The 17872-nt window shown below is 38.3% G+C and carries 18 protein-coding genes; all 18 read right to left on the bottom strand.

Annotation, left to right across the window (positions count from 1 at the left end; all coding sequences use genetic code 11):
- Window positions 1-7: 7 nt before the first annotated feature.
- Window positions 8-1414: a F0F1 ATP synthase subunit beta gene (gene atpD, locus HMPREF2810_RS13385; protein ID WP_002356558.1), complete on the bottom strand. Its 1407-nt coding sequence runs from the start codon at window positions 1412-1414 to the stop codon at window positions 8-10.
- Between the two features lie 73 nt (window positions 1415-1487).
- Window positions 1488-2396: a F0F1 ATP synthase subunit gamma gene (locus tag HMPREF2810_RS13380; protein ID WP_002359606.1), complete on the bottom strand. Its 909-nt coding sequence runs from the start codon at window positions 2394-2396 to the stop codon at window positions 1488-1490.
- A gap of 15 nt (window positions 2397-2411) precedes the next feature.
- The gene (gene atpA / locus HMPREF2810_RS13375) at window positions 2412-3968 is read right to left on the bottom strand and encodes a F0F1 ATP synthase subunit alpha (protein WP_002356555.1); all 1557 of its coding nucleotides are present in this window, start codon (window positions 3966-3968) and stop codon (window positions 2412-2414) included.
- A gap of 28 nt (window positions 3969-3996) precedes the next feature.
- Window positions 3997-4539 carry an ATP synthase F1 subunit delta gene (atpH, locus tag HMPREF2810_RS13370; protein WP_002356554.1) on the bottom strand — a complete coding sequence of 181 codons (543 nt, stop codon included), beginning with the start codon at window positions 4537-4539 and terminating at the stop codon, window positions 3997-3999.
- Window positions 4526-5056 (bottom strand): F0F1 ATP synthase subunit B, encoded by a 531-nt coding sequence (gene atpF, locus HMPREF2810_RS13365; RefSeq protein WP_002365031.1) that lies wholly within the window; start codon window positions 5054-5056, stop codon window positions 4526-4528. The genes atpH and atpF overlap by 14 nt, the downstream gene beginning before the upstream one ends.
- 137 nt (window positions 5057-5193) lie before the next feature.
- Complete coding sequence (gene atpE, locus HMPREF2810_RS13360; RefSeq protein ID WP_002356552.1) at window positions 5194-5415, bottom strand: ATP synthase F0 subunit C; 222 nt, start codon at window positions 5413-5415, stop codon at window positions 5194-5196.
- A gap of 48 nt (window positions 5416-5463) precedes the next feature.
- Window positions 5464-6183 (bottom strand): F0F1 ATP synthase subunit A, encoded by a 720-nt coding sequence (gene atpB, locus HMPREF2810_RS13355; RefSeq protein ID WP_002384148.1) that lies wholly within the window; start codon window positions 6181-6183, stop codon window positions 5464-5466.
- Window positions 6184-6485: 302 nt separating this feature from the next.
- Complete coding sequence (gene smpB / locus HMPREF2810_RS13345) at window positions 6486-6950, bottom strand: SsrA-binding protein SmpB (RefSeq protein WP_002356550.1); 465 nt, start codon at window positions 6948-6950, stop codon at window positions 6486-6488.
- A 12-nt stretch (window positions 6951-6962) separates the two neighbouring features.
- Complete coding sequence (gene rnr, locus HMPREF2810_RS13340; RefSeq protein ID WP_002356549.1) at window positions 6963-9332, bottom strand: ribonuclease R; 2370 nt, start codon at window positions 9330-9332, stop codon at window positions 6963-6965.
- Window positions 9332-10105, bottom strand: a complete 774-nt coding sequence (locus HMPREF2810_RS13335) for an alpha/beta hydrolase (protein ID WP_002384145.1) — start codon at window positions 10103-10105, stop codon at window positions 9332-9334. The genes rnr and HMPREF2810_RS13335 overlap by 1 nt, the downstream gene beginning before the upstream one ends.
- 145 nt (window positions 10106-10250) lie before the next feature.
- A complete protein-coding gene (gene secG, locus HMPREF2810_RS13325) occupies window positions 10251-10487 on the bottom strand; it encodes a preprotein translocase subunit SecG (protein ID WP_002356546.1) in 237 nt (78 codons plus the stop codon).
- Window positions 10488-10654: 167 nt separating this feature from the next.
- Complete coding sequence (locus HMPREF2810_RS13320; protein ID WP_002356545.1) at window positions 10655-10930, bottom strand: GNAT family N-acetyltransferase; 276 nt, start codon at window positions 10928-10930, stop codon at window positions 10655-10657.
- Complete coding sequence (locus tag HMPREF2810_RS13315) at window positions 10920-11204, bottom strand: (4Fe-4S)-binding protein (RefSeq protein WP_002356543.1); 285 nt, start codon at window positions 11202-11204, stop codon at window positions 10920-10922. The genes HMPREF2810_RS13320 and HMPREF2810_RS13315 overlap by 11 nt, the downstream gene beginning before the upstream one ends.
- 91 nt (window positions 11205-11295) lie before the next feature.
- Window positions 11296-13125: a heavy metal translocating P-type ATPase gene (locus tag HMPREF2810_RS13310; protein ID WP_002384144.1), complete on the bottom strand. Its 1830-nt coding sequence runs from the start codon at window positions 13123-13125 to the stop codon at window positions 11296-11298.
- Window positions 13126-13293: 168 nt separating this feature from the next.
- On the bottom strand, window positions 13294-14121 hold the full coding sequence (gene nadE / locus HMPREF2810_RS13305) for an ammonia-dependent NAD(+) synthetase (protein ID WP_002356540.1): 828 nt from the start codon (window positions 14119-14121) through the stop codon (window positions 13294-13296).
- Window positions 14122-14123: 2 nt separating this feature from the next.
- Window positions 14124-15608: a nicotinate phosphoribosyltransferase gene (locus tag HMPREF2810_RS13300; RefSeq protein ID WP_002356538.1), complete on the bottom strand. Its 1485-nt coding sequence runs from the start codon at window positions 15606-15608 to the stop codon at window positions 14124-14126.
- A 77-nt stretch (window positions 15609-15685) separates the two neighbouring features.
- Window positions 15686-16096, bottom strand: coding sequence for a GtrA family protein (locus HMPREF2810_RS13295; RefSeq protein WP_002367164.1), 411 nt, complete (start codon window positions 16094-16096; stop codon window positions 15686-15688).
- A 218-nt stretch (window positions 16097-16314) separates the two neighbouring features.
- Complete coding sequence (locus HMPREF2810_RS13290; protein ID WP_002384143.1) at window positions 16315-17862, bottom strand: glucosaminidase domain-containing protein; 1548 nt, start codon at window positions 17860-17862, stop codon at window positions 16315-16317.
- Window positions 17863-17872: the final 10 nt, after the last annotated feature.

The raw sequence follows: 17872 nt of genomic DNA, 5'->3' as shown, positions 1-17872 counted from the left end.
CGCCTTTCTAGTAGTTTAATTGTTTCGCTTTTTCGATGGCATCTTCAATTTTACCGACACTACGGAAGGCTTCTTCTGGCAGATTGTCATGTTTACCTTCAAGAATTTCTTTAAAGCCACGAACTGTTTCCGCAACTGGTACATAAGAACCAGGTTGACCTGTAAATTGTTCAGCAACGTTAAAGTTTTGAGATAAGAAGAATTGAACACGGCGTGCGCGACCAACAAGTACTTTTTCGTCATCTGATAATTCGTCCATCCCTAAAATAGCGATGATATCTTGTAATTCACGGTAACGTTGTAAAATATGTTGCACTTCGGTAGCCACTTCGTAGTGTTCTTCTCCAACAATTTCAGGAGCCAAGGCACTAGAAGATGAAGCTAACGGATCTACCGCTGGATAAATCCCTTGTTCGGTTAATTTACGTTCCAAGTTAGTTGTTGCATCCAAATGGGCAAACGCTGTTGCTGGCGCTGGATCGGTATAGTCATCGGCTGGAACATAGATTGCTTGAATAGAGGTAATTGATCCTTTTTTCGTTGAAGTAATCCGTTCTTGTAATTGTCCCATTTCAGTCGCTAAGGTTGGTTGGTAACCAACGGCTGACGGCATCCGACCTAAAAGGGCAGAAACTTCTGAACCGGCTTGTGTGAAACGGAAAATGTTATCAATAAATAATAGCACGTCTTGTCCTTCCACATCACGGAAATATTCAGCAATCGTTAACCCAGTTAAGGCCACACGCATCCGTGCACCTGGTGGTTCGTTCATTTGGCCAAAAACCATGGCTGTTTTTTCAATAACGCCTGAATCTTTCATTTCATAGTACAGGTCGTTCCCTTCACGTGTCCGTTCACCAACACCAGTAAAGACGGAAATCCCTCCATGTTCTTGGGCAATATTATGAATTAATTCTTGAATTAAGACGGTTTTACCAACACCGGCACCACCGAAAAGTCCGACTTTACCACCTTTTAGATAAGGTGCTAATAAGTCAATAACTTTAATCCCTGTTTCTAAAATTTCATTACTGGTACTTAATTCATCAAATGCTGGCGCTTTTTTATGAATCCCACTACGTTCAGCATCTGCAGGGAATGGCGCTTCTAAGTCAATTGTGTCTCCTAAAACGTTAAACACACGACCCAATGTATCTTTACCAACAGGAACTGAAATTGATTTTCCTGTATCGATAACTTCCATTCCACGTTGTAAACCATCTGTCGATTCCATGGCGATAGAACGAATCACTCCATCACCTAGTTCTAAAGCGACTTCAAGTACTACTTTTTGTTTTGCTTCGCCATTTTTATAAACGACTAAAGCGTTGTTAATATCGGGTAAGGATTGATCTAATGAAAATTCCACGTCAACAACGGGACCGATTACTTGAACAATCTTTCCTGAACTCATAATTTCTTTCCTCCAGTCTTCATAAAGTCACACGCTTTGAACGTTTTTATAAACGTTCAAACGTAAGACTAGATTATTCTAGTGCAGCTGCACCAGCAACAATTTCTGTAATTTCTTGGGTAATCGCCCCTTGACGAGCACGGTTATAAGAAATTGTTAAATCGCTAATAATATTTTGCGCATTGTCAGTGGCTGTTTTCATGGCGGTCATCCCAGCAGCATGTTCTGCTGTTTTCGCATCAATGATCGCCCCATAAATTAAGCTTTCTGCATATTGTGGTAATAATTGATCCAAGATTGCTTCAGGTGAAGGCTCTAAAAGATATTCTTGTTCGTAAGAGGTCGCCTCTGATGGATCTAAATCAGTAATTGGCAACATTTTTTCCACACGAAACTGACTCGTTAGTGAGTTAACGTGGTGATTATAACAAACATACAATTCATCAAACACTTCGTTTTGGTACATAGTCGTTGCCGTTGTCACAATCTTACGGACTTCTTCAAACGTTGGTTGATCCGTTAAGCCTCTGAGCTCATAGGAAACATCGATTCCGCGTGCTTTAAAGAAATCCGCCCCTGTACCACCAATGGCGATTAAGGCATATTCTTTATTAGAATCATGGTCTTCTTGAATCATACTCATGGTTTGTTTTAAGATTGAGCTATTGTAGCCACCAACTAACCCTTTGTCAGAAGTGATAACGATATAGCCTGTTTTTTTGACAGGTCGTTGTGCTAACATCACATGATAGTTTCCTTCACTAAGAGAAGATTGTTCTGTTTCACGTAATTCACTTAACTGAGCAGCTACTAAATGCGTAACGACACTACGAATTTTTGAAGAATATTCTTGAAAGCTTTTAGAGGCGCCTTCTGACTTGGTCAATTTGGCTGCAGAAACCATTTGCATCGCTTTGGTAATTTGGCTTGTCTTTTTTGTTGATGCAATGCGTTGTTTGATTTCGTTTAATGAAGCACCCAATGTCGCTCACCTCTCTTATGCGTTATCGATTTTTTCTAAAGCTTCTTTGGCTGAATCTCCGCTATTGTTTGCCGCTGCAAACATTTCAGAAAACTCTGTAATCGCTGCATCTAATGCATCAGTATCTGGTAAGTCTTTCGTAGTACGAATGGTTTCCAATAAGTCTGCATGTTTGCCATCAAAATAATCGAATAAATCTTGTTCAAAGTGTAAAATTTTATCTACGCTCACGCTATCTAAAAAGCCGTGTGTTAACGCATATAAAATTAAGACTTGTTTTTCTACAGGCAGTGGCGCATGTAGTTTTTGTTTTAAAATTTCTACCGTACGACGACCACGGTTTAATTTAGCTTGTGTTGCCGCATCTAAATCAGAGCCAAATTGTGTAAAGGCTTCTAACTCACGGTAACTAGCTAAGTCTAAACGAAGCGTTCCGGCAACTTTTTTCATTGCTTTGATTTGCGCTGATCCTCCGACCCGAGAAACAGATAACCCAGCATCAACGGCTGGACGAGTGCCTGCATAGAACAAGTCGCTTTCTAAGAAAATTTGTCCATCAGTGATTGAAATAACGTTTGTTGGAATATAAGCAGAAATATCGCCTGCTTGTGTTTCAACGAATGGTAAGGCTGTCATTGAACCGCCACCTAATTCATCACTTAATTTAGCTGCACGTTCTAATAAACGTGAGTGTAAATAGAAGACATCCCCTGGATAAGCTTCACGACCTGGTGGACGGCGTAATAGTAGAGAAAGTTCACGATAAGCCACGGCTTGTTTTGATAAGTCATCAAAAATAATTAAGACATGTTTGCCGTTATACATGAATTCTTCACCCATTGCAGTTCCTGCATATGGTGCAATGTAAAGTAATGGTGCTGGTTGTGAAGCCCCTGCAGTCACAACGATTGTATAATCTAAGGCACCAAATTTACGAAGTGTCTCTACTTGGTTACGAACAGTAGATTCTTTTTGACCAATCGCTACATAAATACAAATTACATCTTGTCCTTTTTGGTTAATAATTGTATCAATTGCAATCGATGTTTTCCCTGTTTTACGGTCTCCAATAACTAATTCCCGTTGTCCACGACCAATTGGTACGAGGGCATCAATGGCTTTTAAGCCAGTTTGCATTGGTTCAGCAACAGATTGACGTTGCATAACACCGGGAGCTGTTGCTTCCACAGGACGTGTTTTGTCTGTTTTAATTTCGCCTAAACCATCTAATGGTTGACCTAATGGATTAACAACACGGCCAATCAAAGCTTCCCCAACGGGTACTTCCATGATTTTGCCTGTGCGTTGTACTTTATCTCCTTCACGAATGGTTTCAAAATCGCCAAGGATAATAATCCCTACATCATTTGTTTCTAAGTTTTGTGCCATTCCGTATGAACCGTTTGAAAACTCAACAAGTTCTCCACTCATGGCATTTTCTAAACCGTGGGCGCGGGCAATTCCGTCACCGACGTAAGTGACTGTTCCAACTTCTTCAACAGCAAGCTGTTGTTGATAGTTTTCGATTTGTTCTTTAATCAAGGCACTGATTTCTTCTGCTTTGATAGCCATTCAATTCACCTCTTTGTAGTCCTAAAGATTATTTTAATAACTTCTGCTGCATATGTTCTAATTGTTTGCGGATGCTGCCATCGATTACTTGATGGTTTGCTTCAATAACCACTCCGCCGACAATTGACGGGTCAATTAAATTGACTAAATGCGCTTGTTCATACCCTAATAATTGGGCAGCTTTTTCTTCCATTGCTTGATGTTGTTCTTTTGATAAAGGAATGGCTGTTGTCACTGAACCCAAAATTAGTCCTTGGTGCTCATCATAACGTCGTTCATATTCATCAATCATCAAGAGCAGATCGTACATGCGACGATATTCGTAAACCACTCGCAAAAAGTTTTGCATCATTTCACTAAAACCTGTTACTAGTTTTTCCATGATGCTGTCTTTTTCATAAGGCTCTAAGCGATCATCACTTAAAATATCGCCAATACCAGGTACTTGGTGATAGACTTCGCGAAGCGTCAATAATTCTTGATAAATTGCTTCAGCTTGGTTCTTTTCAACTGCCAACTCAAACAAAGCCTTGCCGTAGCGTTTACCAACTGTATATTTATCTAGTTTCATTTGCTTTACCTAAACTTTCAATATAAGAATCAATCAATGCTTCATGTGCATCTGGTGTTAATTCTTTATTTAAAATTTTGGCTGCAATTTGAAGAGAAAGATCTGCCACTTCATTTTTTACTGAAGACAATGCTTCTTCACGTTCTTGAGAAATATCTGTCCGAGCTTTTTCGCGTAAGCGAGTAACTTCCGCAGTTGTTTCTTTTAATGTTTTTTGGCGAGTCTGTTCTCCACTTTCTTTCGCGTTTTTAATAATTTCAGCTGCTTCTGATCTGGAAGAAAGTAATTGTTGTTGACGTTCTTTTTCCATTTTCGCTGCTGCTACGCGAGATTGTTCTGCAGAGTCTAAATCGTTGGCAATTTTTTCTTCACGTTGTGTCAAAATATCTACGATTGCTCCCCATGCATATTTCTTTAATAAGAGCATCAAGATTAAAAATGCACCACTGACAACAATCATCGTGCCTAGTGTGGTACTAGGAGCCGTTTCACCGACTACCAATGTAGTAAGTAGCATGAAGTCTCAACTTCCTTTCCTGCAAAAATCGATTTAGCTTCTTCAACTGCTTTATCACCAGCTATTGAAAAGGCTAAAGATAGAAGAAAGCAGTGACGGTCCCGATAATAATCAGCGTCCTGCCTCCATTTTATTGCTTATCTGAATAAAAGTAATAAAGAAACAACGACACCTAAAATTGGCACAGCTTCGATTAAAGCGACCCCGATAAACATTGTTGTTCTTAATTGACCAGACATTTCTGGTTGACGAGTCATTGACTCGATTGTTTTTGAAATAACTTGTCCGTTACCGATAGCGGCTCCGATAGCTGAACCGAAAATTGCAATTGCTGCTGCGATAAAATTTAATCCTTCCATTGTGTAAAATCCTCCTAAAAGATAATTTTTGTCCTTCGTATTTCTTGATTATTCTTCTGTTTCAATTTTGTGTGACATATAAACCATTGAAAGTGTCACAAAGATAAACGCTTGGATACATCCAATAAAGATTGAGAATGCTACCCAAATCATTTCTAGCGGAATTGCTAGTGGGATAACCCATAATCCGATGCTTGCTACGGTTCCAGCAATTAAGCCCAATAGAACTTCGCCGGCAAAAATGTTTCCGTACAAACGCAAGCCTAATGTTAATAGATTCGTAAATTCTTCCATTAATTTTACCGGTAGTAAGAAACCAACGGGTCTTAAATAACTATTAACTAGATAGCCTTTAAAACCAAAGCGTTTCATACCAAAGAAGTGTGTTAAGACAATCATCATCATCGCTAACGTTAAGGTTACGATTGGATCGGCGGTTGGACTTTTCCAAACGCTGAGATCATCGCCCACAACGATTTTTGTAACGAGACCCAAGATGTTTGAAACAAGTACAAACATGAAAAGGGTAAACGCCATTAAATGAAAATTGCTCACTTCTTTACGAGGTAAATTGTCTGTAATGATTCCACGAATAAAATCCACTAACCATTCGATGACCGTTTGTTTGCCCTTAGGTCGTAGCTTCATATTTCTCGTACAAGCATAGACAAAGGCGAAAACAATGATACACGTCAACAGCACCATCAAAACAATGGTTCCATCAAACCAAATTGGTCCGATATTGAAGAGTAATTTCTTCTCTTCCAAATCAATTCACCTCTTTTCCAACAATCTTTCAGAAGTTTCATCCTACTCCTGAGTGATAATCCCTGGCAAAGCTATCGTACCACCACTTGTTGATAATTTACAAATAGTTTACTTTTAAAATTTCATGTGTTGAAAATTGGTTGGAAAACCTTTTCCATAAACCAATCTAATGCAGGGTGGTACTGCTTTCCGAAGCGATTAAAAAATGAATCATTTACATTCATTTACTCAACACTTACCAGATTTTACACCTAATCCGAAGAAAGGCAAGCAAATATGCGAAAAAGAATAAATTTACATTTTTAACGTCGGTTATTTTTTAATGTTCGGCTGATTTGTCGGTCAACTTCCTTACGTTTCAAGTCTTCACGCTTGTCATACTGCTTTTTCCCTTTAGCTAAACCAATCAAAACTTTGGCATAGCCGTCTTTAATATAGACCTTCAAAGGTACTAATGTGATACCTGTATTTTTGGTTTCGCCGATTAACTTATTAATTTGTTTTTTGTGTAATAATAATTTTCTGGTACGTAATGGGTCATGATTAAAAATATTGCCCTGTTCATATGGACTAATATGAACATTATACAAAAAGGCTTCTCCGTTTCGAATTCGTGCAAAACCATCTTTTAAATTGATACGACCATTTCGAATAGATTTGATTTCTGTTCCTTGTAAAACAAGCCCAGCTTCAACCGTATCGATAATTGAATAATCATGTCTAGCTTTGCGGTTTTGTGCGATTAATTTTCCTTCCCCTTTTGGCATAAGCGACCTCCTCTACTTCTTCTTTTTCCCTTTTTTATTTTTTTGTTTCATTGCTTCTTTATAAAAAGGTTGTTTTTTGCCTTTGCCTTTTTTCTTATTTTTCTTTTTCTTACCATCAAATGATTCATCTTTTTTATTTCTTCGTTGATTATTTGAACGAGTTGAAGAATTGGCTTTACCTTTTTTACGTCCTTTTGGTCCTTCGACTGGTGCGACTTCCTCAGCTGAAATCAATTCAAAATCAACTTCTCTTGTTTCTGGATCAGCTTTTTCAACACGGATTTGAACTTTCTGACCAATTTTCAAAGTCATTCCCGTCCGTTCACCAACTAACGCCATATGATTTTCAATAAAGTGGAAATAATCTTGTTTTAAGTTGTTCACGTGAATTAAGCCTTCTATTGTATTAGGCAGTTCCACAAAGATACCAAATTTTGTGACTGAGCTGATAATCCCGTCATACGTTTCTCCCACTTTATCTACCATAAATTCGGCTTTCTTCATGGCGTCCACTTCACGCTCTGCATCAACTGCGCGACGTTCCATACTTGAACTATGATTGGCAATTTCTGGTAATGCTTCGTTCCATTTTTCTTGATTTTTTTCAGATTGATCTTGGCTATAGCTGCGAATCAAACGATGCACAATTAAATCTGGATAACGACGTATTGGTGAAGTAAAATGCGTATAATATTCAGCCGCCAACCCATAGTGCCCGTAGTTGTCTTCTGAGTATTTCGCTTGTTGCATACTTCTTAGCAACATCGTATTGATAACCACTTCTTCCGGCTTATTTTCAACTTGCTCTAAAACTTTTTGTAAATCTTTCGGTGAAATGTTTTCTTTTGTTCCTTTAACAAGAATGCCAAGTACTGCAGCAAAATCAAAGAAACGTTGCATTTTTTCTTCTTTTGGTTGTTCATGAATCCGATAAATAAATGGCAGTTTTAAGTCATGATAATGACGCGCCACAGTTTCATTCGCTGCCAACATAAAGGATTCAATTAATCGTTCACCCACGCCACGCGTGCGTAAAAGAATATCTTGGGGATGACCATTTTCATCAACTAGGACTTTGGCTTCACGATCTTCAAAAGAAATCGCACCACGGCGCATACGCATCTCTTCTAATATATGGTGCAGCTCGCCCATCTCTTTAAACATGGGAACTAGCTCTTTGTAGCGTTCTAACGTTTCAGGTTTTTGCTCTTCTAAAATTTCATTGACTGCTGTATAGGTCATTCGCTCCGTTGTTTGGATTACACTTTGGAAAATTTCATGCGAAATAACTTCTCCTTCTGGTGTAATTTCCATCTCACAACTCATGGTTAAACGTGGAACATGTGGGTTTAGCGAACAAATCCCATTTGATAATCGCTGCGGAATCATTGGCACAACTCGGTCTGTCAAATAGACACTTGTGCCGCGTTCATACGCTTCCATATCCAATTGGCTTCCTTCAGTTACATAATAAGAAACATCTGCAATATGCACCCCTAAAAAGAAATTGCCATTTGCTAACTTTTGTACCGTTACTGCATCATCTAAATCTTTCGCATCTTCTCCATCAATCGTCACAATCAACTGATCACGTAAATCCCGACGACCGACTAAATCGCTTTCTGCAATAGTTTCTGGTACTTGGTCCGCTTCAGCTAAAACTTCATCAGGAAATGCTGTGGGAATTCCATGAGCCACCACGATTGATAAAATATCCATTCCTGGATCATTTTTATGACCAATCACTTGTTTGACTAGTCCTTCCATACTCGTTGGATATTCTTGATCTGGATAATAGGTAATTTCAGCAATGACAATGCTACCATCTACTGGCTTAATCCCTTCAGGTGCAATTGATACAGTATACTGATTCAATTTCTTATCTTTGGGAATCATGTAGCCATACAGTCCCATTTCTGCCATTTCTTCTTCACTATATGCCACAAATTCTCCGACAACTTGGCTCACTGCTCGCTCTTTAATTTCTTTTACTTTACCTTCTGCGCCGCGATCTGAAAAAGGATCCGCATGTTGGATCACGTCAATTAAAACCGTATCTCCATCCATTGCAAAGTTCGTTGCCTCTTTCGGAATGTAAACATCTGGTTCTTCAGGATCGATGGTTACAAAACCAAAGCCTCGTTCATTTGCACGAAACGTTCCTTCTATTAATAAGTCTTTCATTGGTAACAGGACTTTGCCTTTTTTGTTGAAACTAACTGACTTTTCTCGTTCCATTTGTGCAATGGTTTGCACTAAAATTTTAAAATCTGAACTTTTTTCTAAATTCAAGCCTTGTGCAATTTCTTCCATTGAAAAGCTTTTCTTTTTTTGGCTTTCCATGAAATGTAAAATTTGCTCTTTAATTGTTTGTTTTGTCATTATTTCTCCTCATTCCAAGGTAGTGTTGCTAAAAATTGCACCACATCTTGCTCTAATTGTTTGTGTTCTCCACTCACCGTAATGACATGTCCGCTGTTTGGGTACCATTGTAAGGTCACACGTGCTTGTGTTAGCGCTTGGGCCGTTTGATAGACGCCCATTGGCTCAATCATTTCATCTTTGCCAGCTTGCGCTAAGAAAAGAGGTGCGTGGATTTTGTTTAGTTTGTCAGCCGTCTGACTAGCAATCGTTTCAATCGCTCCTAATTGTTGTTTGACTCGTTGCTCAATCGATTGCAACCGGCTTTGTTGTTCCTCTGCAGGAACTTCTGCGATTTTCATCACATTTTCTGCGTATAATACAAAATTTTCTGGGACTTTATTTTCGACAGGGTAGATCGGTGAACAGAAAAATCCACCACCAATTAATCCTGTTAATTGTTCCGTTAATGCATGCATACTGAAAATCCCGCCCATTGATAAACCAAAAATAGCAATTTCTTGGTAACCTCTTTCTCTCAAAAAAGCGACTGCTTCTTGTGTATCTTGCCACCATTGTTCCGTTGTTTGATCTAAAATATCTTCAGGAACTAGCGTGCCATGTCCTGAAAAATTAGGCGAATAGACAGTATAATTTTCTTTTTCTAAACGTCTGCTTAACATCCGTACATCATTACTGCTGCCAGAATAAGCATGTAATAAAAGGACCGCCCGTTTTCCTTTTTCTGAAAATAACGGCTTCGGTAAATTGATTTTTTTTGCCACTTCGCTCACCTCAGCTTCATTCTATCATATTCTCAAAAGAAAACCTTCCGAAATGATAAGTTTCAAAGACTTTTTCAGAAAGAAAAAGAACAGAAAAATAAGTGTCCGCACTCATCTCTCTGTTCTAAACTTGTCATTTTAAAAGATTACGTACTTATTTTGAAGATAAGAACGCCAAAACAAATAATAAAATCATCCAAATTGCGCCAAGAACTGCTGTTGAGCGTTGCATAACAGCTTCAAAACCGCGCGCTTTTTGCTTCCCAAATAATTTATCTGCACCGCCAGTGAAGGCACTTGCTGCACTGTTTTGTTTGCTTGGTTGCATCATAACAGTAATGACGATTAAAACAGATAAAATGATGACCAACGTTAAGATTAGATTATACATGCGTTAATTCTCCTTTTTATACAAATATGCGAAATTCATCTACTTTAATGTAGCATATTTTATCTGTAAACACCAGTGAAATTTAATGTCTTTCCTTATTTGTCTCTAATAACAACAGCCGCAAGTAGGAATCAGATTTCTACTTGCGGCTGTTGCTAGTTTCTTCTTTATTTTCTCAATACGTCTCCGTATTCAGGTTTAGTATCAAATTCTTTTTTGGCAAATGGACATAGCGGAATAATTTTTTTATGCTCTTTTCTCGCTTTTTCAACACCGGCTAAAACAAGTTTTTCAGCTAATTTTTGTCCACGATAAGTTGGATCAACAAACGTATGATCAATAATCATCATGCTTTCGCCAGCATCTGACCAAGTCATTTCACCAATTTCTTGGTTTTCATCGTTATATAGAGCAAAACGATTGTTTTCTTCTTTAATTTGCATATTCGTTCCCTGCTTTCCGAATATATTTTAGAGCACCACTTGGACATGAATCAACTACAATCATGTCATTTTCAACACTTCCGTTATCTGGAATAATCCATGGTTTCCGACCAACTTCAAAGACTTCTGGATTTCCACGAACACAATTACCAATATGTTCACAAATATCTTTATTATAAAAGATATCAATTCCTTCCCCAGTATATTTACGGTAGCCTTCTTTTAATAGTTGTTCTTCCGTGACTGGTTGCCCATCTATTTGGTTTCCTTTCATTGCACAATCTCTCCCCTGTAACTTATTAATATTAAAAACGTACCTTTATTTTACCACTAAGCTGGACATTCAGGCAATTAATTGTTCCACCTTACTTGCCAATTCGACGAGCACGCAAAGCAGATAAGATTGACACAGTGTCCACGACTTCTTGTAGCATAGCCCCGATTAGCGCCGGAATGATCCCGGTACTAGCAATTAGCATTAGTAAAACGCAGATAAAAATTCCGATTAATACAGATTGTTTGGCAATTTTCATGGTATCTTGGGCAATTTCGACCGCTTGGCTGACTTTACTTAAGTCATCTTTTAAAATAACAACGTCAGCAGTTTCACTAGCCGCAGTAGCTCCATGAGCGCCCATAGCAATACCTACGTCTGCAGCAGCAAGCGAAGGTGCATCATTTACACCATCTCCTACCATGATGACTGGATGATTTTCTTTAGGCAATTCTTTTAAAATGGTTAACTTATCTTGTGGTAAACATTCCCCATGTACTTCGGTAATTCCTACTTCTGCAGCAATCGTTTCTGCGACGGATTCTTGATCCCCCGTCAGCATTAAAATTCGTTGAAGATGTAATTGGTGTAATTTTTCCATAGTCTCTTTTGCTTCTGGGCGTACAGTGTCTGTAAAAGTAATTCGGCCTAAATATGTGCCATTACGTGAAATATGAATAGTCGTTTTATCAATTTTTTCAGTTTCTTGAGACTCTTGTGTCACAAAATTCTTTTTACCTACCCGTATCTCAGCACCATCCACAAATGCCTTCACGCCAGCACCAGAAACTTCCGCTAGATCTGTAATATTTTTTAATGGGACATCTTGCTTTCTGGCATAAGCAACAATTGATCTAGCTAAAATATGACTTGATTCTTGTTCCACGCTTGCTGCCAATCCCACTAATTCAGCAGCAGTTATTTCAGCATTGATTGGTTGGACTTGATCAACAGAAAGTTGTCCTTGCGTAATCGTGCCTGTTTTATCAAACGCAATCGTTTTTGCAGAAGCTAATTTTTCGACCATCGTTCCCGATTTAATAACGACCCCATGACGACTTGAACGACCCATCCCTGCCACTAAAGCAATTGGGGCAGATAGAATTAAAGGACACGGCGAAGCAACAACTAAGACTTCCGCAAAACGAGTCGGACTTTTTGAAACAAACCAAGCAACACCTGCAATTAAGTAGGCAACTAGTGTAAAAGGTACCGCATAGCGGTCTGCTAAACGTACAAAATGAGCTGGACGTGCCGCAGATTCTTTCACTAAGTTCACAATTGTTTGATATTGACTGTCTGCTACAGTTTTTTCAGCAACCATTTTCAAAGAGCCATCACCATTCACGGAACCCGACATTAATTCATCCCCAGGATTTTTTTCAATTGGTTTTGATTCTCCTGTTAATGAAGATTCATCGACTGTTGATGTCCCGGTTTTTACCAAGCCATCAACTGGAACTAGTTCCCCTGGTTTTACTACTAATTCATCGCCAACATTGATTTCCTCAACAGAAACATCTTCTAAATTTTCGCCATTCAAGCGATGAGCTTTTTGTGGCGAGTTATCCAATAATGACTTCAGCTCTTGGTTAGCTTTTCCAGCGGCATAGTCTTCTAATGAATCACCACCAGTCAACATAATTAAAATCATCAAACTGGCCCAGTATTCTCCCACAGCTAAGGTTGCAACGATAGCGGTAATCGCTAAAATATCGACACCATATTTTCCTTCACGTAAGGTTTGAATCATTTCCCAGAACATCATTAACGCCATTACAGAACCTGTTATTAAAATAATGCCATACGCCCAATTCGGCTGATGTAAAATAAATTCAAATAATAATGCCAAAACTCCTGTTATAATTGTAATCCCCAATTTTGTTACATGCTTCATCTCTTTTTCTCTCCCATCATTCACTTTACATTATTGAGCGTACCTTTTCTGTTTTGAAAAAGAAAGTGAAAACGCCTAAATGAAAACGACTTTCATTATCATAGGATAGTTGCTGTAGCAACGTTTACTTTCTGAAAAGTAGTTATGTAAAAAAAACACAGACCATCGTTCATTCGCCGATGGTCTGTGTTTTTATTTCCAAAAATCATCAAAAATTGTAATGGGTAAATGCCGTTTGTGTTGTCCTTTTTTATACCAGTTTTCAATTGTTTGTTGATCTGTTTCCGAGACTTTTTTGCCTTCCAAATAATCATCAATGGCATCATACGTGACACCTAAGGCAACTTCATCTGCAACTAACGGTTTGTCATCTTCTAGATCAGCTGTTGGTATTTTTAAATACAAGGCTTCTGGTGCCCCAAGTTCTTTCAGCAAAGCTTTTCCTTGGCGCTTATTTAAACGAAATAACGGTAAAATATCCGCTCCGCCATCGCCATATTTGGTGAAGAAAGCTGTCACATTTTCGGCTGCGTGGTCTGTGCCAATTACTGCGCCAGCATTTTCGCCAGCTACTGCATATTGTGTAATCATACGTTGACGTGCTTTCATGTTCCCTTTATTAAAATCGCTAATTTGAACGCCAGCGTTTTCTAGCGAACCAACCATTGCATCCACTGCTGGTTTAATATCCACTCGTAAAGAAACATCTGGCTGGATAAAGGCTAGCGCGGCTTGTGCATCAGCTTCATCTGCTTGCTCACCGTATGGAAGGCGAATCGCAATAAATTGATACGACATATCTCCTGTTTCTTCGCGCATTTCAGTCATCGCTAATTGTGCTAAGCGACCAGCTAATGTTGAATCTTGTCCGCCACTAATTCCCAAGACAAAGGTTTTTAAAAAAGGATGTTTAGTTAAATAAGCTTTCAGAAAATCAATACTTTTACGAACTTCTTCTTTTGGATCAATTGTCGGTAAAACACCTAACTCTTGAATGATTTTTTCTTGAAGTGTTGTCATTTCTAGGCCTCCTTATTCACCGTTTCCGTTAAATGTTTAACGTCTTTACGCACTTTTTCCAATAAATTCATTTTGTGGTTCCAACAATCTGTTGAAAGGTCCACTGGATATTTCTGCGGATTCAAGTCCCGCTTGTATTCTTCCCAAAGTGAATCTAAATTTTCTTTTGCATATTGTTTAATTTCATCTAAAGTTGGTAATTCGTACACACGTTTTCCTTCAACGAAAATATCTTGGAGTACTGGCCGTGCTTCAAAATCACGGACATACTTATTAATAAAGGTATGAACGGGATGGAACATATAAATTTCTTCTTCTTGGCGAGGATCTTCGTTCCAAAGTGTCACATAGTCCCCTTCTGACTTTTTATCAGATTTACGTGTAATACGCCAAACTTGTTTTTTTCCTGGTGTTGTCACTTTTTCAGCATTGCTAGATAGTTTAATGGTATCTTTCATTTGACCATCTTCACCTTCAATTGAAACTAATTTAAACACCGCTCCTAAAGCCGGTTGATCATAGGCCGTAATTAGCTTGGTACCCACGCCCCATACATCAATTTTTGATTTTTGCATTTTTAGATTCAAAATCGTATTTTCATCTAAATCGTTCGATGCATAAATTTTTGCTTCAGTAAAGCCTGCTTCGTCCAGTTGTTCACGAACTCGTTTAGAAATATAAGCCATATCGCCACTATCAATCCGCACACCTAGGAAATTAATTTTATCACCCATTTCTCGAGCTACTCGAATTGCGCTTGGCACTCCCGCTTTCAAAGTATCATACGTATCAACAAGGAAAACGCAATCCCGATGTGTTTTGGCATACGCCATGAATGCTTCATAATCATTTCCATACGACTGAACCAATGAATGGGCATGGGTCCCACTAACCGGAATACCAAAAATTTTACCAGCACGAACATTACTTGTCGCGTCCGCCCCACCAATATAGGCGGCTCTTGTGCCCCAAATGGCAGCATCTAATTCTTGTGCTCGGCGTGTTCCAAATTCCAATAAAGGATCATCGCCAATCACGGATTTAATTCGAGCCGCTTTTGTCGCAATTAATGTTTGGAAATTCACCATATTTAGCAAGGCAGTTTCTACCAATTGACATTGTGCCAAAGGACCTTCAATTTGAATTAACGGTTCGTTATTAAAAACCAAATCCCCTTCTAAAGCAGAGCGTACAGTACATTTAAATTCAAAATTTGCTAAATACGTCAAGAAATCTTCTGGATATTCTTCAACTTCTCGGAGATATGCAATATCAGATTCTGTGAACGTTAAATTTTCGAGATAATTGACTAAACGTTCTAAACCTGCAAAAATTGCGTAGCCATGATTAAAGGGCATCTCTCTAAAGTAACATTCAAAAACAGCATGTAAATCTGCTCTCCCTAATTCCCAGTATGTTTGCATCATATTGATTTGATACATATCTGTATGCAATGTCAAACTATCATCTGCATATGTATAGTCCATCGTTTTCTACCTCTATTCTTTGTATTAAAAACTTGTTTATATTATAACAAAAAAATTTTTTTTAGCCTAAAATCTGCTTAGACCTCTTTTTCTTTAAAAATGAAAAATTTACTGAAGAAATAATTTAAAATCACTACTACAACTTGTGTAATCATTTTCGCCCAAAACGATGAAAAATGAATGCCATCAATTAGGAGAATCATTAAACCCATATCAGCCACAAAAGATAAAATTCGGTACCAATAAAATAAGCCCATTTCTTTAAAAAAACCAGCTATGCTTTCATGCTTACTTGCGAATACCCAATATTTATTCGTGAAAAAGGCAAATAGAACAGATAAAAACCAACTAATTGCGTTACTTATCTTGTAATCCAGCCCTAACACGTTTTGACAAACAAAAAACACAACTAAGTTGACGACAGTCGTTGCACCACCAAAAAATAAATAAGCCAGTACTTCTCGGTATTTACGAAATAATTCTTTCAATTTTCACGCATCCTTTCAACTAATCATTTTATCAAACTTCGGCAAGAAAACCTATCTATTTTGTGTAAAGACACAATTCTCTTGCTAATTTTACTATTTATTAAGTATTTATGAAAAACATAATAAGAGTAGAGGATAAGTTCATCCATGGATGAACTTACCCTCTACTCTTACTCTAATAATATATTGACTCCATCGACCGATAAGTTAAATCAGCATTAGTCCTTTAGCTTAGGAAGTGCTATCGTTTGTCCTTCGGTTAATACAGAATACGTTAAGTCATTTGCCTGCTTGAGGGCGGTTAAGGAATAGCCCGTTTTTTTAGCAATTTTTGCGAGTGTCTCTCCTCTTTTTACTTCATAATACTCAGTAGACTCTGTTTTTGAGTCATTCGCTTTACCATTTGATTGCTCTGCTGTTTCCAAAGCATTAGTCACCGATTTACTGATTATTAGTGATTGAAGTAACGCTTGTTCTTTCGGTTCTAGAGAAGTCGCCGCTGTATGCTGAGGAATCGTGATTTTTTGGCCAATATAAAACATTTCTTGAGTCTTTGAATTTTGTTTTAAGATGGCTGTTGCTGACACACCAAACGTCTGGCTAATGGTGGCGAGAGAATCTCCTTTGCTTACTTCGTAGACGACTGCTTCTTTTTTTAGCTGTTCTTTGACTGCTTCCTTATCAAACGAAGGTTTCTTTTCTTCTGCCAAATTAGTCACTACTGGTTTCTTCTTTTCTTGATCGTATTCAGTTAATTGATAGGTTTCAATCAACGCATTTAATTTTTTATCGTAATATGTATCCGTTGCATAACGACCTGTTAAAAATTTTGTTGCCTGCTGATAATTCGTCGTGTTTGCTTTCAAAACGCCGTGATAAAACGTTGCATTACCCGCCAGCCCATTGATGATTAATTTACTATAGTCTGTTAATGACTCTTTATAGGAAGGATACTGACGAAAATCGGCATGAATGGTGGTCATCTTCCCTTTACCATCATCTTCTTGTGTGGAAAAGCTGACACTTTGACCTTGATAAGCGCCTTTAATGCCAAATAAATTATAATTAGGCGGCGCGGCTAACGCACTATTGCCCGAGCCACTTTCTAAAATAGCTTGAGCTATCATGACAGAAGCGTATAGATCATGCCGCTGACCAATAACTCGTGCTTCTTCACCGATTTTTCTAATAAACTCAGAAGTAGAAGCATTCTCTTGGACAACAAAATTTGCCTCGGCTTGTTGTTGAATTCCTGCTTGCTTTTCCTTTTCTTGACTATTGTCTATCTCTGAATGTACCAACGGCTCTTTGGTCTTTTCAGTTAATGTAGAATTTTGTGGTTCCTGATTATGAGGCGGCTTTTCAGTGAGTGCTTTACGCTCTTCAGACGCTGGTTGCTCACTTTGTAACGATTCGGTTGGTTTAGTACTAGCAATTGGCTTTTCTTGTGGCGGTAAACTATTTTCAGATTCTGAAGGTTCCACATTATTTTCCTGATGGTCACCTCTGTCATTTTGTATTGAACTTTCTTGTTGTTCAGACGAACTTATTACTGTTTCGTTCAGCGTTGAAGAAGTAAGGGTTCCTTGGTCTTGATTGACTTGGTCCGCTCTTTTTTCTTCCAGCGATAGCTGTCGGTTTTCGTGACTCGTTTCGGTCTCCTCTTGAGCGATTAATGGTTCCGAATTGTAGTAACTGGCTCCAGCATAAGTCCCTAAGACTCCAAGACATACCAACTTCAAATATCTTGCCTTTCTTTTTTTCATCGCATTTCTC

Origin of the sequence: Enterococcus sp. HMSC078F03 (genome assembly GCF_001811595.1) — a bacterium.
GTDB lineage: Bacteria > Bacillota > Bacilli > Lactobacillales > Enterococcaceae > Enterococcus > Enterococcus faecalis.
The sequence above is the reverse complement of the archived record's forward strand: the minus strand, read 5'-3'. Positions and strand labels throughout refer to the sequence as shown.